We start from the raw sequence: 16,371 nt of genomic DNA on the forward strand, positions 1-16,371 counted from the left end.
ATCCCTGAGGAACGATCCGGTCGGAGCCGAGGAGCCCGAAACCGCGTTTTGTCCCGATCGGGGTCTATCCACGGCATGTCGAAACCCGCCATTTTCCGGTGCGGGGCAAAGCATTTCCGCACTAAGTGCGTTTGCGAACACAACGTAAGGGTGATTTACTCGCCGACAGCTCGTTATTCAGTTGATCGGCGGCGCTGACATCAGAGATGGCGGCGTCGGTTCGGCCGATGGAGGGTAGAGTACGATGAGGGCCTCGTCGGAGCCCAAGTCCTTCCGCTCGAACGGTGATCCGGCCGTTCTGCACCTGCACGCCGCCGGGCGTTGCGCCGACCTGATCCGCTCCCTCCCCTGGGAAGCGACCCCGCTAGGCCCGATCGGCCAATGGGATCAGGGCCTGGTATCGGCCCTCAACCTGATGCTGGGCACCAAGTTCTCGATGTTTCTGACCTGGGGAACCGAGAACTCGCTCTTCTACAACGATGCCTACGAGCCGGTGCTCTCCGGCAAGACGCTCTGCATGGGCCGATCATTCCAGTCGGTGTTCCCCGAAGCCTGGGCGCATGCGGGTCCGCTGCTGCAACAGGCGCTGCAAGGCCAGTCCGTCTACCTCGAGGATTTCCATGCGCCGCTCGAACGCGACGGCGCGCTTTCCGACACCTGGTGGTCGTTCTGCTATTCGCCGCTCCGCTCGGAGGCCGGCGAGATCCGCGGCGTGCTCGGGGTCGTCCACGAGACCACTCGGCGCGTGCTGGCCGAGCGAGCCATGCGATCGAGCGAGGCGGCCCTGCGGTCGGTTACCGACAAGGCGCCCGCCCTGATGTGGCGCAGCGACCCCCACGGTCGGCTGGAATGGATGAACCAGCGGCTGGAGGCGTACGCGTCGGCCAGCCAGGCGCCCGGCGCCCATTGGAACGACCTGGTCCATCCCGAGGATCGCGCCCTGGCGCCGGCCATCTACCAGGCCTGCATCGCCGCCGACCGCCCCTTCGAAGCCCAGCAGCGGCTTAAGGGCGACGACGGCGCCTATCGATGGCATGCGGTGCGCGCACAGCAGGTCTTCGACGAGGCCGGCCGCCTCTCGGGCTGGTGCGGCTCGGCCGTAGACATCGACGACTGGCGCACCGCCGCCGCCGAGATCGGCGAGCGCGACGCGCGTTTCCATGAGATTTCCAGCGCCTCCAACGGCCTGATCTGGTCGGCCGACGTGACGTCCAGACGGATCGAGGGCCTGAACCCCCGCTTCCGGGCGGCCTGGGCCCTGCCTTCCGACGGCGCGCCCATCCGTTGGGAAAGCTGGGTCGCCACCCTGCATCCCGACGATCGCAGCGCCATGCTCGGCGTGTTTGACAAGGTGGCCGCCGGCCAGACCATCCAGGGCGAGTTCCGGGCCGAGGCGCCCGACGGTTCGCCGCGCTGGTTTCATGCCACGGCGTTCCCCATACCCGACACCAGCGGGGTGATCGGCAAGATCGGCGGCCTCCTGGTAGAGGTCGCGCGGGCCACCGACGCCCGGGTGTATCTGATCGGCGTCCGGGATGACGACGCTGCGAGCCCCGCCTTGCCACGCGACGCCTACAAGATCCGCCGCTTCGAGGATCTCGCCGCCTTCCTCGATGTCAGCGACGACCTGGTCCCCGGGGTCGCGGTGATCGGCTGGTCGATCCCCGTGCGGGAGATTCTGGATGCGGCGCCGATTCTGAAGGCGACCGCGGCCCGCCTGCCCTGGATCGTGGTCGGATCGCTCGACAATCAGCTCGGCGAGGTCGTGCAGCTGATGAAGTACGGCGCGGCCAACGTCCTGCCCGACGACGCTCCGGCAGAGACATTGCGGTTCGCCGTCCAGGCGGCGCTCCCTCTGCGCGAACGCTCGGCCGCGACGCCCGGCGACCCGGCGGCGCGACAGCGGATCGCCGAGCTGAGCGCGCGCGAGCGTCAGGTGCTGGAGGGGCTGACGGCGGGCGGCACCAACAAGTCGATCGCGCTGCAGCTTTCGCTCAGCCCCCGCACGGTGGAGACCTACCGCGCCCAGCTGATGGATCGACTGGGCGTCCGCACACTGGCCGAACTGCTTCGCCTGGCTGCGGACGCCGCTGCGCCTGTTCGTCAGTAGCCGCCCTGACGGGCGTTCAGGCCGATCAGACCGCGATCACTTCGATGGCCAGCGCGTCGCCGCCGACGGCGACAGCCAACAGGCGGTCAACATTCGGGTGCGCGCCCGGACGGTTGCGCGCATCCGCCGTGTGTTCGGCGAACACCGCCAGTCCATGCTCGGCCGCCTTGGCGTCCAGAGCGCCGAAGACCTGCTTGAGATACTGGTAGACCGCGAGCGAGCCCTGCTTGCCCGGCTGGTTCTCGATGCTGGCGACCACGACGCCGTCGGAACCGACGAGATCGATGCGCTGCACGCCGTCGACGGCCGGCAGCTGCTGAAGGTTGTCCTTGAAGGTCGCGCCCAGTTGAATCATCGCCAGTTCTTCTCGAAATCCTGAGTTCATCGCGCGCGGCCTCTAACACCCTGCGCGGCCGTCCGCCATTGGGAAGACGTGAAGATCCCTGCACGGATCAATGCCCCACGCCGTCGCAAACACTTCATATAAAAACCTGTCCCCGATGACGCTCCAGCGCCCTCCCCCGCCTGACGACCGGCGGGGAAACCTCCCTGCCCCGTCGCAGACCGCAAGGATCGGGGCCATGAAAAAAGCCATCAAGTTCAACCTTCTGACCACGACGGCCCTGTCCGTCGCGCTGCTGGGCGCGGCCCAGGCCCATGCGGCCGAAACGCCGGCTCCGACGAACGAGCCGGCCGTCGACGAGGTCGAGGCCATCGTCGTCACCGGCTTCCGCGAGAGCCTGCTGAAGGCCAGCGACATCAAGCGCCGCGCGGTCGGCAGCCAGGACGTCATCGTCGCCGACGACATCGCCGCCTTCCCCGACCTGAACCTGGCGGAATCGCTGCAGCGCATCTCGGGCGTGACCATCTCGCGCGACGCCGGCGAAGGCCGCCAGATCGCCCTGCGGGGCCTTGGCCCCGACTTCACCCGCACCCAGCTGAACGGCATGGAGGTGCTGACCAACACCGCCTCGGGCATGGATAACCGCGGCTCGGTCAGCCGCTCGCGCTCGTTCGACTATTCGATCTTCGCCTCGGAGCTGTTCAACAAGGTCGTCGTCGAGAAGTCCTACGCCGCCGAGCAGGACGAAGGCGGCATCGGCGGCACCGTCGGCCTCTTCACCGCCAAGCCGTTCGACTACGCCGGCTTCAAGGCCGTGGCCTCGATCAAGGCCATGAACAACGCCAACACCGACACCACCACCCCGCGCGTGGTCGGCCTGATCTCGAACCGCTGGGGTGACTTCGGCGCGTTGTTCTCCGTGGCTTACGGCCAGAACGACATCAACGAGTACGGCTACCGCAACTGGAACTGGACGCTGATCAACGCCGGCGCGGCCAATGTCGGCCCAGGCGTTTCGGCCGCCGACCGCGACCGCCTGGTCAATGCTACGGGCAACAACCGCGTCCGCGCCTCCCAGGCTCAGACCTACTCGACCTGGTTCAACAAGCGCGAGCGCCTCGGCCTGACCACGGCCCTGCAGTACCATCCTGGCGAGCGCCTGACGATGGACCTGGACCTGATGTACGGGACCCTGACCAACGATCGCGACGAGTTCCAGATGACCTCGGCCGGCGTCAACGCCCTGACCGGCAACATCACCGGCACGCAGCGCCTGAACTCCGTGGTGATCCAAGGCAACAGCCTGGTCGCCGCCGATGTCAGCGGCGTCGACATGCGCAGCGAGCACAAGTTCTCGCACGACAAGACCACCTTCACCCAGGCAGTGTTCAACGGCGGCTACCAGGTCAGCGACGCCTTCAAGATCAAGGCCCTGCTCGGCTACTCGAAGTCGGAATTCGAGGAGCCAATCTTCGACAAGGTGTTCCTGCAGTCGACCAACAAGTCGATAGCTTACGACTTCCGCGGCGGCCGCATGGGCAAGAACACCTACAACTTCGACCTGACCGATCCGGCCCAATGGGGCCTGATGCGGGCCGACACCCGCGAAGACTACATCAGCAGCGAGTACAAGACCGCCAAGCTGGACGGCGTCTACGACTTCGGCGGCGGTTCGATCCTGAAGGCGGGCGTCGAGTACAGGAACTTCGCCAACAACGGCTTCCAGCGCTATCAGCGCATCGACTGGTACAACAAGCCGGTCGTGCCGCAGGCGGTGAAGTACGTCGTCAACGAGAAGTCGGTGATCCCCTACATCGTCGCCGACATCGACGGCACCTACGCCAGCACCGGCCAGCTGCGCGACCTGACCACGGCCAACGACCAACCGGGCTCGAACTACCAGCTCGAGGAAAAGACCACCTCGGCCTTCGTGCAGTACGACCTGGACGCCACGGCCTGGAACTATCCGGTGCGGGCCAATGTGGGCGTGCGCTACTACTCGACCGACCTGACCTCCGCCGGCACGGCGACGCAGGGCTCGGTGCTGCTGCCGGTGGTGATCAAGAGCAGCTACGACGGCTTCCTGCCGACGCTCAACCTCGCCGTCGACGTGCGCGAGAACCTCGTCGCCCGCTTCAGCGCCAACCGCAACATCAGCCGGCCCAGCCTGTCGGACCTGCGGGCGGCCGGCAGCGTCAGCTTCACCCCGTTCGGCGGCACGATCTCGGCCGGCAATCCGAACCTGAAGCCGTTCCTGGCCGACTCCGTCGAGGGTTCTCTGGAGTTCTACCAGGGCAAGAGCGGCTACATCGCGCTCAGCGCCTTCTACAAGAACATGGACAGCTTCATCACCAGCGAGACCTCGCTGGTGCCGTACGGCTCGACCGGCTACCCGACCCAGTTCCAGGGTCCGGGCCAGGACGGCTCGACCATGTACAGCTTCAATCGCCCGGTGAACGGCGACGGGGCCACGATCAAGGGCGTCGAACTGGCCTTCCAGCGCGACTTCGACTTCCTGCCGGCCCCGTTCGACAAGTTCGGCTTCGTCGGCAACGTCACCTACGCCACCGGCAAGTCCAACGTGCTGATCGACGGCGCCTCGTACTCGCTTGACCTGATGCAGCTGTCGAAATGGACCTCGAACGCCACCCTCTACTACGAGACCGACAAGTGGGGCGCGCGCATCTCCAGCGCCTATCGTGACGGCTATCTCGACGGCGCGGGCGGCAACGGCAACATCGGCTCGGGCTACCACAGCACCAACAACATCGACTTCGCCGCGCACTACAACGCGCCGAACGGCCTGAAGCTGGTGGTCGAGGGCATCAACCTGACCAACCAGGCGATCGATCAGTACACCGACATCGCCGCCGACCGGGTGCTCGCCTACACCAAAAGCGGCCGCACCTTCACCTTCGGCGTGACCTACGAGTTCTAGGTCCCGCCTTCCCCTCCCCTCAACTTGCGGCCGCCGTCCAGCTCGGACGGCGGCCTTCTTTTTGGACGCCTTCAAATTAGTGACATGCGCGCTTTGTAGGGGTCTGGCCAAGAGGCGTCCGGATTCTGCTCGGCCGCCGCGCTCGGGGATTTCGATGGCGGCACGGCGCGCCTGGCTGGCGCGGTCCGGCTCCATCCTAGGCTTGGCCGCTGGCCTGGCGACCGCCATTGCCGTCGCGCCCGCCGCTGCCGAGGCGCCCCGCCGCTTCGCCATCGACGGCGGCGACCTTTCCCAGGCTCTCAACACCTTCTCCCGCCAGGCCGACGTGCCTGTGATGACCCTGGCCGACATCCGCCACCGCACCAGCCGCGGCGTTCGCGGAACGCTGACGCCGCGCGAGGCTCTGGAGCGCCTGATCGCCGGCCAGAACCTGCGCGCCCTGGAGGCCGGCGGCGGCTATGTCCTGCGCGAGGCCGCCCCGCCGGCCTACGCCCCCGCGCCGCTCTCGCGACAGGTTCCGCCGCTCGAGGCGCCGATCGAGGTCGAGCCCGTGGTCGTCTCGGGCTTTCGCGAGACGATGGCCCACGCCCGCGATCTCAAGCGCCGGGCGCCGGGGGCCCAGGAAGTGATCCTGGCCGAGGACATCGCCGCCTTCCCCGACCTCAACCTGGCGGAATCCCTGCAGCGCATCCCCGGCATGACCATCTCGCGCGACAGCGGCGAAGGTCGGCAGATCGCCCTGCGCGGTCTTGGCCCGGACTTCACCCGCGCCCAGCTGAACGGGATGGAGGTTTCGGCCTCGACCGCCTCGGGCATGGACAATCGCGGCTCGGTCAGCCGCACCCGAGCCTTCGACTACTCGATCTTCGCCAGCGAGCTCTTCAACCGGGTCACCGTCTGGAAATCGTACGCCGCCGACCAGGACGAAGGCGGGATCGGCGGCACGGTCGAGCTACGCACGGCCAAGCCCTTCGACTATCCCGGCGACAAGCTGGCCTTCTCGGCCAAGGCCCTGACAAACGGCGCCACCGACACCGTGAGCCCGCGGTTCGCCGCGCTCGCTTCCAGGCGCTGGGGCGACTTCGGAGCCCTGGTCTCGGTCGCCTACAGCGAGAACGACGCCAACGAGTACGGCTATCGCAACTGGGGCTGGTCGCCCGTCACCTTTGGTGCGGCCAATGTCGGGCCGGACGTGCCGCGCGACGTCGCCGACCGCCTGATCAACGCCACCGGCAACGCCCGTGTCGTCGCGCCGATGGCGGCTAGCTACTCGACCTGGTTCGACCATCGCACGCGCCTTGGCCTTACCTTCGCGGGTCAGTACGAGCCGGGAACCCGCATGAAACTCGGCGTCGACCTGCTGTACGGCCGCCTCACCAACGACCGCGACGAGTTCTCGCTCGCCGCAGCCGGCGACAACCCGCTGACCGGCGACGTGCGCGGCGCCCAGCGCCTGCGTGCGGCCGAGATCCGGGGAAACAGCCTCGTCTACGCCGACTATTCCAGCGGCGTGGACCTTCGCAGCGAACACAAGCGCTCCGAGGACGCCACGGTCTTCGTACAGGGCGCGCTGAATGGCGAGTTCCGGGCGGGCGAGCGCCTGCTCCTGCGCGGAATGGCGGGCTGGTCGCGGTCGGACTTCGAGGGGCCGGTCTTCGACAAGGTCTTCCTTCAAGCCCGCGACAAGGCCTTTTCCTACGATCTGCGCGACGGCGACGAGGCGGCCGCCAGCACCTACGGCTTCGATCCCGCCGATCCGGCCGCCTGGAGCCTGATGCGGGCCGACGTGCGCGAGGACCGGGTGATCAACGCCTTCTCCACCGGGCGTTTCGATCTCGACTACCGCGCCGCCCCCGCCCTCTCTCTGCTCGGCGGCGTGCAGTACAAGGCCTTCCGCAACGACGGCTACAACCGGCGGACCCGAACCGACTATCCGGCCGTCGGCGCGCCGCAGGCGGTGACGCGGCCGATCTTCGAAAAGTCACTGCTGCCTTACGTCGTCGCCGACATCGATGGGACCTTCGCGCGTCTGGGCCTGGCCCGCGACCTGTCCGAGGCCGACGACCAGCCGGGCTCGCACTATACGATCACCGAAAAGACCTGGTCGGCCTATATCATGGCCCGCGCACAGGGCGTGGTCGCCGATCGGCTCTGGCGCGGCGACCTGGGCCTGCGCTGGTACGCCACCGACCTGACCTCGGCGGGCATGGTCAACACCGGCAGCAAGCTTGAGCCGGCGGTGATCCGCAACGACTACGACGGCGTGCTGCCGGCCCTGAACCTGGCCGTGGACGTCTCGCCGTCGGTCGTGGTCCGGCTCTCGGCCAACCGCAACATCAGCAGGCCCAGCCTTGGGGACCTGCGCACCGCCGGAAACGTCAATTCGGCCCCGTTCGGCGGAACCATCTCGTCGGGCAATCCGAACCTGCGCCCGTTCCTCGCCGACGCGGTCGAGGCCGCCGTCGAGGTCTATCAGGGCCGGGCCGGCTACCTGGCGGTCAGCCTGTTCCACAAGCGGATGGACTCGTTCATCACCACGGCGACCAGCGCCGTGCCCTACGGGTCGACCGGCTATCCGCTAGCCTTCCTGGCGCCCGGCAACGGCCCCGACACGGTCTACACCTTCGTGCGGCCGGTGAACGGCGACGGAGCGTCGATCAAGGGGATCGAACTGGCCATGCAGCGCGACCTGACCTTCCTGCCCGCGCCGTTCGACAAGCTGGGCGTGGTCGGCAACGTCACCCGCGCCGCCGGCCGCTCCAACGTGCTGATCGAGGACCGCGCGGTGGCGCTCGATCTTTTCCAGCTGTCGCGCTGGACCTCGAACGCGACGCTCTACTACGAGACCCCGCGCTGGGGGGCGCGGATCTCGTCGGCCTATCGATCGGGCTATCTGGACAGCGCGGGCGGCAACGGCGCGGTGGGGGCCGGCTACAAGGCCAGCAACAACATCGACTTCGCGGCGCACTACAACGCGCCCGGCGGACTGCGCATCGTGGTCGAGGGCGTCAACCTGACGAATGCCCCGACCACCCAGTATTCCGACATCGTCGAAAAGCGCCTGCTGGCCCGCACGGTCAGCGGCCGCACCTTCACCCTCGGCCTGACCTACGAGTTCTAGGCGCCGCGCATGAAGAAAATTCTCCTGGGCCTGTCCCCGTTCGGCCGCTCAGCGCCTCTACCATCCATGGACGCGCGCACGAGCACCGGAAGCGCCATGACCGACGTACTCGCGGCGCTGCGGCCCCACGAGCGCAAGCTCGCGGCCTATATCGTGCGCCGCTGCAAGGATCCGGCACGGGCCGAGGACGTCCTTCAGGAGACCCTTCTGACCGTGATGCGCCAGGCCGGCAAACAGGAAATCTCCCAGCCTCTGGCCTACGCCTATCGGGTGGCGGACTCCCTGATCTACGCCCAGGCCCGCCGCGACAAGCGCGAGGAGCCGATCGGCGACGAGGACTTCGGTTGCGACCTGCCGTTGCCGGACGCTGTGCTGGAACACAAGCAGCGCGCGGCCGTGTTCGAGGCGGCGCTTAAACGCCTCTCACCCCTGCGCCGCGACATATTCATCCGCCGTCACCTCGACGGCCAGTCACGCCAGGCCATCGCTGACGATCTGCGGATCAGCGTCGAGGCCGTCAAGAAACACCTCGTGCGGGCCATGGCCGAGCTGGCCGGCGCGATGCAGGACGCGGCGGTCAACGCCGCGCGAGAAGGGAGCCGCGGCGATGCGCGCTAACGACAACTGGCGCCTGCCGTCCGACGAGGACCTCGAGATCGCCGCCGACTGGGCCGACCGCCTGGCCGAGCTCTCTCCTGCCGAGCGCGCCGAACTGGAGGCTTGGCTCGCCGCCGCGCCGAACCACGCGGCCGCCTTCGCCCTGATCCGCGGCACCCAGCGCGACACGGCCCTGCTGGACGCCGCCGAACGCATGCGCGCTACGCCCGCCAAGGCCAGCCGCGCGCTGCGCCTGGGTCTCGTTGCGGCCGGCGTGGCCCTGGTCGCTGGCCTGGCGGGCGTCGCCGTGGTGCGCCCCTACCTTGCCTCGCCTGCGCCCGTCGAACTCGCCACCGCCGTGGGCGCGCGAGCCGAGCATCGGCTTAGCGACGATTCCGTCGTCACCCTGGCGGCGGCCTCCGGCGTGACGGTGCGCTACGGCCGCAACGCACGCGACATCAGCCTGACGCGAGGCGATGCGATGTTCGACGTGAGGAAGGACGCCAAGCGTCCGTTCCGCGTCCAGGCCGGCGACACCGTGGTTACGGCCATCGGCACCACCTTCGAGGTCGAGCGGGTCAGCGACGCGGTGCAGGTGCGGGTGTTCGACGGCGTGGTGCGGGTGGCGCGCGACGGCGTCGAGCGTCGCCTGGCCAGGGGCGAGTGGCTGATGCTGGCCTCGAACCAGGCCCCGGTCGCCGGCCGGCTCGAGGCGGGCAGCTACCAGGCCTGGCGCTCGGACTGGCTGGACGCCGACGGCCTGCAGCTGAAGTACGTGATCGCCCGCCTCAATCGCTACACGCCCCAAACCGTGGCGCTGCACGACCCCGCCCTGGGCGAGCTGAAGGTCACCGGGCGCTTCAAGCTGGACCGTCCGGCGGAATCCCTGAGCATGATCGCCGCCCTGCTGGAGATGCAGCCCCGCTCCGAGGGCGAACGCATTTACCTCGCGCCGCGCGGACCGCGGTCCTGACGCCGGCCCTGCCCGCCTACCGTAGGATCGTGTCCCATTCGGCCGAAGACAGCCCGGATCCGGCGTAGGCGCTGGAGAAGTAGGCCTTGAGATCGCCGGCGAACGGCCAGTCCGAGCCGGCCACGAAGCGGTCGGGTCGGATCCTGCGCACCAGCGCGGCCATCTTCGCCCGCTGGTCCTGCGGCGCCTGCTTGTTAAAGACCTGGGCGAGATCGAAACGCAGGTTGCGGACCGAGGCCGGATTATTCTCGAAGGCCTCGGCGAAGGCGCCCAGCGCATCCAGCGTCACGGCGTCGATGCCGCCCCACCCCGCCGCGTGGGCGATGACCACCGGCCCGCCGCCGGCGGCGGGCAGCACCTCATCCAGGAACAGCCGGACGTCTCGCGCGCCATAGTCTGCGGCCCGCGTGCGCATGTGGATCATGATGATCAAGCCCGCGTCGGAGGCCGCCCGGAACACCGCCGCCAGCCTGGCCGTGTCCGCCGGATCGCGCAGGTCGACATCGGAGTTGGTCAGATGCAGCTTCAGCCCGGTCACGGCGCGGTCGCCCTTCCAGCGGGCGATCTCGGCAAGGGCGTCGGGCGCGTTGGGATTGACGCTGACGAAGGCGGCGAAGCGATCGGGACGAGCCCGAGCCAGGCCTACGGTGAAGTCGTTGGCCGCGTGCACGACGTTACCGGCGTTCGGCAGAGGATCGGCCAAGGGACTTTCGGCCAGATAGGCCGTCGACATGAGCCAGCCCTGCCCGATGCCGGCCTGGTCCATGGCCTTCAGCGCGTCGTCGGCCGTCAGGGGAGCGGTGAACCGGGGATCGCAGGGGCTCTTGCGCTTGGGGCTGTCGCAGTAGGCCGGCAGGATCTTGAGGATCGCTGGCGAATGCACGTGCATGTGGTGATCGACCGGGATCGCGGTCTGGGCCTTCACGGTTGCAGGCGACGCGGCCGCCAGGGCCACGGCCAGGGCCGCGCCCCGCCGGTTTAGATTGAACCTCACGAGGCTCTCCGTTCCTGAAAAACAAGCGGGGCGCGAAACCCTGTTCCGCGCCCCTGCCCCGCCTTACTGACCGCCCTCGCCCAGGAGGGTCTTCCGCCAGAACATGATGCTGGACCAGAAGTAGTAGTCGGCGTTCTCCTTCTTGCGGAAAACGTGACCGTCGTTCTTGGCTAGCAGGTGCCAGGCCTCGCCGCCCTTGGCACGGACGGCGGCGATCATCTGGTCGGCTTCCGAAGCCGGCACGCGCGGATCGGTACCGCCGGTCGCCACCAGCAGCGGGATGGTGATCTTGTCGACGCTGGTCAGCGGCGAGATCTTCATCAGCTGGACGCGCTGCTTGGGGTCGCGCTCGTCGCCATACTCCACGCGACGCAGATCGCGCCGGTAAGACTGGGTGTTCTCGAGGAAGGTGACGAAGTTGGAGATCGCGACATAGCAGTTGGCGCCCTTCAGGCGCGGGCTGTAGTGCGTGGCCGAGGCGTAGCACATGTAGCCGCCGTAGGAGACGCCGTTGACCGCGAAGCGATCCGCGTCGAGCGCAGGCTCCTTGGTCAGGGCGTCGAGGAAGGCGCCGATGTCCTTGACCGAATCCTCGCGCTTGAACGGGCCGTTGTCGAGATTGACGAAGCGCTTGCCGTAGCCCGACGAGCCGCGGACGTTCGGGAAGAACAGCGCCACGCCCAACTCGTTGACCAAGTAGTTGTTGCCGCCGAGGAAGTCGGGACGGGTCTGACCTTCGGGGCCGCCGTGGATGTCGACGATCAGCGGGCGCTTGCCGGGGAACTTGGCCGGGTCGGGCTGGTAGAGGAAGCCCGAGACAGTCTCGCCGTCGAAGCTCTTGATCTCGACGAGACGCGGCTCGACGTTCTTGGCGGGGTCGAGGCCGCCGGTCTCGCTATGGGTCCACTGGGTGACCTTCAGCGTCTTGGCGTCGATCGAGAAGGCGTCGCCGGCGACCTTGGCAGAGGACATCGACAGGCCGATCTCGCCCCACGGCGAGATCTGGATCGCCGCGCCGATGCTGTAGGGAATGACCCCGGCCGGCAGGCCGTCGATGTTGCGCACCGCGCCGCTGGTCAGATCGAGCATCCGCACGCGAGACACGCCGGCCTCGTTGATGGCGTAGACCGAGAAGCTTCCGTCGGGCGACAGGGCGAAGTCGGAGACGTCCCAGCGCGCTTCCTTGCTGACGGGCACGAAGGTCTTGGTCTTGGCGTCCAGGCGGCCCAGGCGCAGGAAGTCGCTGTCCTTGTCCGAGGTCAGCCACACAGAGCCGTCGTGGGCGTAGTGCGGATCGACGAACGAGGCCTTGGCCTTCGGGTCGGTCAGCGGAACCATCGCGCCGCTGGCGAGGTCCAGTTCGTAGACCATGGCCTCGTTGATCGACATCCGATTGAGCACCAGGGCCTTTTTGCCGTCGGCCGAGAAGTCGGCGACGTTCCAGCCGCCGCCGGTGACCTTGGCGACCAGGCGGTCGGTCTTGGGATCGCGCGGATCGACCACGTAGAGGTCCATGTCCGCGCCGTTGCGGCGCGACGAGGCATAGCCGATCTGCTTGCCGTCGGGCGACCAGGCGCCGAACCAGTTGCGGCTCTTGCCGTCGGTGATCAGGCGCGGACGGCCGTCGACCAGCAGATAGAGCTGGTAGAACTCGTCGCCGCCGACATCCTTCTGCACCACCAGCGCGTCGCCGGCCGGCGAAAGCGCCGCGGCCAGGATCGGCTCGGCCTCGAAGCTCAGCTGGCGGCGGTCGGCGTCGGGCTTGGCGACCGTGTGGACCTGGTCGGTGCCGCCGAAGCGCGTCTTGATCAGCATCGAGCGGTCGGCCGGGTTCCAGCCCAGGAAGTTGGCGTGGCGGGCCTGCAGATAGGGCGTGGTCGCCGAGACCAGTTCCTGCGGGATCGGCGGCAGGCCGTCGGCGACGATGGCGGCCGGCACGGCGGCCACGGGGGCGCTTTGGGCCATGGCGAAGCCGCCGCTCGACGCTAGCAGGGCGAGCGTCAGGGTAAGGCGCGAGATCATGGGAAAATCACCAATCTGGGGGTGAGGCGCCGCCGGCCCCCGGGGGATCGGCCGGCGGCGCTGGTAGCGGCCGCGCCCGGAGCTTGAGGGTAGCTCCGGGCTGTCGGGGTCGGGCGCGCCCGGCGGGGGCGACGGATACGTCCGACCCCGGCGTCCCTAGAAGCGCATCCGCGCGCCGAGGGTCACGTAGCGGCCGATGACGTCGTAGTACGGCGAGTAGAGCGAGCCGATCGGCGGCTCCTTGTCGAACAGGTTCGTGGCGTTAGCGTAGAGTTCGACGTTGTAGCCGCCCACCTCAGGCAGCTTGGCGCGCACGCCCAGGTCCACATAGGTGTAGGCCTTGATGTGACCGTTCACGAGATCGACGGTGTTGTTGTAGTTGCCCGGCGAAATGTAGCGGGCCCGCAGGTTGGCGCCGAACACCGGACCCGAGTAGTCCAGGCTGCTGACGACCCGGAACTCCGGCACGCCCAGGCCGAACGAGTAGCCCTGCGAGCGGACGTAGTCGATCTCGCTGACGCCGTCGTTGGTGGTCAGGTTGTTGACCCAGGTGCCGACGGTGCGTAGGCGCAGGCGGCCGTCCAGGCTCGAATGCACGCGCGAGGCGTCCATCGAGTAGGACATCTCCACGTCGACGCCGTCGGTCTTGTAGTTCGACAGGTTCACGTAGGTGGAGACGATGCGGGTGATCGTGTTGGCCCCGTCACGGGTGATCCGCGAGCACATGTCCTGGTTGCCGGCGGCGCAGCGGGTGACGATGTCCTGGGCGCCGATCGTGGTGATCACGTCGTCGATGTCGATGTTGTAGTAGTCGACCGAGACGTTGAAGCCCGGCAGTTGCGGCGGCGAGTAGACGAAGCCGGCGGTGAAGGTCTTGGCCGTCTCCGGTTCCAGGGCCTGGTTGCCGCCGCCGTTGGTCAGTACGTAGACGCTGGAGTTGGTCACCGGATCGACGATGGTGTTGTAGCCGGTGGTGCTGGTGGTGAAGAGCTCGGTCAGGTTGGCCGAGCGGATGTCGCGCGACTGGGTGATCCGGCCCCGGAAGCCCGGGAAGAACTCGTTCGTCGCGCCCAGCTTCCACGACCAGATCGAGCCGGTGGTGTCGTAGTCGCTGATGCGGGCGGCGGCGTTGATCTCGAGCTTGTTGAACACCGGCACGTCGCGGACGACGGGCGCCAGCACTTCGGCGAAGGCTTCCTTGACCGTGAAGCTGCCCGACATCGCCGAGAAGCTGAACGAGGTGAAGGCCTTGGCCGTATCGAGGGCGCCGACCGAGCGATCGACCGACTCCTTGCGGGCCTCGGCGCCGACGGCGATCGAGACGGGGCCGGCCGGCAGTTCGAAGGGCTCGCCGCGGAGGCTGAAGCCGCCGACGTCGATCTTGCTGGTCTCGCGCATGCTGGGCGTGCCGGTGACATAGGCGATCGCCTCGGCCGACGGCGCGCCTTCACCGAACAGGTTGATCGGCACGCAGTTGCTGGTCGGATTGGTCAGGGCCACGCGGCAGACGGCCTGGCCGGTGGTCGGGCTGATCACCGAGTCCACGGCGTTGGCGTAGTTCTGGGTCAGCAGGAACCCGGGGGTGTCGATGTTGTTCTCGTTCTCCCCGTGGCTGTAGTAGGCGCTCCAGCGCCAGCCGTCGCCGAACGAGCCGTCCAGCGCGATCGTGCCCTGGGTGGCCACGCGCTCGAAGTCGATGGTCGAGTACGACAGGTCGCTGTTGAAGCGGCCCATGGTGAACTGGGTCTCGCCGGCGTTGGCCAGGGCGGTGCGGACGGCGGTCGGCAGGAAGGCGTTGTCGGCCTTGATCGTCAGGTTGCCGCGGTTGTGGTCGCCGAACCAGATGTAGTCGTTCCACATCCGCGAGTGGCGCAGTTCGGCGGTCAGCTTGACGCTGTCGGTCAGGTCGTAGGTGACGCTGGCCATCGTCGCATAGCGGCGCTGGGGCGTGACCAGGGGCGACAGGTCGTCGTTCGAGGGGCCTTCGCCGCCGATCGAGTTGGTGCCGCTGACCGTACCGTAGTCGAAGTCGCGCAGGCTGCCGTCAGGATTGAAGGCCTTGCCCTTCAGCACGCCCGACATGATCAGGCCGCCATAGGCCGCGTTCGAGAAGCCGACGTCGGGCGCCAGCTTGTAACGGCCGTCGCCGTTGGGAACGGTGGCCCAGCGGCCGATGTTCGGACGGCTGTTCTTGGGAACGACGCCTTCGTTGTTGAGGAACTCGCCGCCGATCACGAAGTGGCCGCGGCCGTCGGCGAAGCCCGTGCCCCAGGCGCCTTCGACCCGCACCTGCTCGGCGTCGTCAAAGGACGAGATGCCGCCCTCGACGCCCAGCTTTCCGCCCGTGAAGTTGCGGTCGATCATGATGTTGGCCACGCCGGCCACGGCGCCCGAGCCCCAGGCGGCCGAGGCGCCGCCGGTGACGACGTCGACGCCCTTGACCAGCACGCTGGGCACCACGTTCAGGTCGTTCTCGCCTGAGAAGCGGCGACCGTCGATCAGCACCAGGGTGCGGCTGATGCCCAGGCCGCGCAGGTCGAGCGGAGCGTTGCCTGCGCCGGTGTTGGTGCCGGTGGTCTGGGCCGAGGTGGTGGCGCGGAACTGCGGCAGGTCGTTCAGGGCCGCGGCGATGTTCGGGCGCGCGCCAACGGCCAGGTCGGCGTCGCTGACCCGCACGGTCGGGGTCGGGGCCTGGAAGCCGGCGCGGTCAATGCGCGAGGCGGTGACGACGATCTCGCCGACGCTGTCGTCAGTGGTCTGGGCCAGGGCCGCGCCGTGCAGGGCCATAGCCGCCGGCAAGATGCTCGCACCGATCAGCAGGGCGCGGCGGGAGTGACGTGAAAATGCCAAGTGAGATCCCCTCTCAAACATGCAGTCGACAGTCGCCCCCGCCCCGGCGCCCATGGGTTTGGACGTTCCGGCAGCCGCGATCCGCCACCGACGCACGACGCGCCGCTCGCGAAACCGCAAGGCGTTCCTCTGCCCCCGCTGTCCTGTGGCCTGAGAGATTCGGTACGCACCGCGCCCTTGCTCCTTCGGCGAGACGCCCCCGTTCGGAGGCGGCTGCTTTCCAGCGTCCTTGTGCTCTGCGGTCCTTTTGCCTGAGCGTTTCCGGGGCGGTTGCGCCTTCGGCGTCGGGTCGAACCTGATCTCTTCCGCGAGAGCCAGCCCAGTACGAATGGTTCGCCGCGGCCGGTCAAAGCGCCGCCTTGCGGCAATATTTTTCCGCATTAGTCGATCGCTAGAAAGAAATTCCCGACGTCGCGCGGCGGC

At 68.0% G+C, this 16,371-nt stretch carries 9 protein-coding genes and 2 riboswitches; of the genes, 5 read left to right on the top strand and 4 right to left on the bottom strand.

Annotated elements, in window-relative coordinates; genetic code table 11:
• Positions 1-244: 244 nt before the first annotated feature.
• Positions 245-2,110 (top strand): PAS domain-containing protein, encoded by a 1,866-nt coding sequence (locus P7A99_RS00560; RefSeq protein ID WP_277792010.1) that lies wholly within the window; start codon positions 245-247, stop codon positions 2,108-2,110.
• Between the two features lie 25 nt (positions 2,111-2,135).
• On the opposite strand, the gene P7A99_RS00565 is transcribed toward P7A99_RS00560, so the two are convergent.
• The gene (locus P7A99_RS00565) at positions 2,136-2,465 is read right to left on the bottom strand and encodes a DUF2322 family protein (RefSeq protein ID WP_277792011.1); all 330 of its coding nucleotides are present in this window, start codon (positions 2,463-2,465) and stop codon (positions 2,136-2,138) included.
• 226 nt (positions 2,466-2,691) lie between these two features.
• Between P7A99_RS00565 and P7A99_RS00570 the strand changes: the two genes are divergently transcribed.
• The 4 genes from P7A99_RS00570 (at position 2,692) to P7A99_RS00585 (ending at position 10,082) form a co-directional block, all read left to right on the top strand.
• Positions 2,692-5,391 carry a TonB-dependent receptor gene (locus P7A99_RS00570; RefSeq protein ID WP_277792012.1) on the top strand — a complete coding sequence of 900 codons (2,700 nt, stop codon included), beginning with the start codon at positions 2,692-2,694 and terminating at the stop codon, positions 5,389-5,391.
• A gap of 154 nt (positions 5,392-5,545) precedes the next feature.
• On the top strand, positions 5,546-8,512 hold the full coding sequence (locus P7A99_RS00575; protein WP_277792013.1) for a TonB-dependent receptor: 2,967 nt from the start codon (positions 5,546-5,548) through the stop codon (positions 8,510-8,512).
• Positions 8,513-8,608: 96 nt separating this feature from the next.
• Positions 8,609-9,130, top strand: coding sequence for an RNA polymerase sigma factor (locus tag P7A99_RS00580; protein WP_277792014.1), 522 nt, complete (start codon positions 8,609-8,611; stop codon positions 9,128-9,130).
• The gene (locus tag P7A99_RS00585) at positions 9,120-10,082 is read left to right on the top strand and encodes a FecR family protein (protein ID WP_277792015.1); all 963 of its coding nucleotides are present in this window, start codon (positions 9,120-9,122) and stop codon (positions 10,080-10,082) included. Before P7A99_RS00580 ends, P7A99_RS00585 begins: the two co-directional genes overlap by 11 nt.
• A 16-nt stretch (positions 10,083-10,098) precedes the next feature.
• Here the strand turns inward: P7A99_RS00585 and P7A99_RS00590 are convergent, their stop codons facing one another.
• The 3 genes from P7A99_RS00590 to P7A99_RS00600 all read right to left on the bottom strand — a co-directional run bounded on the left by P7A99_RS00590 (position 10,099) and on the right by P7A99_RS00600 (position 15,948).
• Entirely contained in the window at positions 10,099-11,076 is a 978-nt protein-coding gene (locus tag P7A99_RS00590) for an amidohydrolase family protein (protein WP_277792016.1), read from the bottom strand.
• Positions 11,077-11,139: 63 nt separating this feature from the next.
• A complete protein-coding gene (locus tag P7A99_RS00595) occupies positions 11,140-13,098 on the bottom strand; it encodes a S9 family peptidase (RefSeq protein WP_277792017.1) in 1,959 nt (652 codons plus the stop codon).
• Between the two features lie 156 nt (positions 13,099-13,254).
• On the bottom strand, positions 13,255-15,948 hold the full coding sequence (locus P7A99_RS00600) for a TonB-dependent receptor domain-containing protein (RefSeq protein ID WP_277792018.1): 2,694 nt from the start codon (positions 15,946-15,948) through the stop codon (positions 13,255-13,257).
• Between the two features lie 136 nt (positions 15,949-16,084).
• A riboswitch (glycine riboswitch) is annotated at positions 16,085-16,174 on the bottom strand.
• 3 nt (positions 16,175-16,177) lie between these two features.
• A riboswitch (glycine riboswitch) is annotated at positions 16,178-16,266 on the bottom strand.
• Positions 16,267-16,371: the final 105 nt, after the last annotated feature.

This window comes from Caulobacter endophyticus, from assembly GCF_029543245.1.
In the GTDB taxonomy this organism is placed as follows: domain Bacteria; phylum Pseudomonadota; class Alphaproteobacteria; order Caulobacterales; family Caulobacteraceae; genus Caulobacter; species Caulobacter endophyticus_A.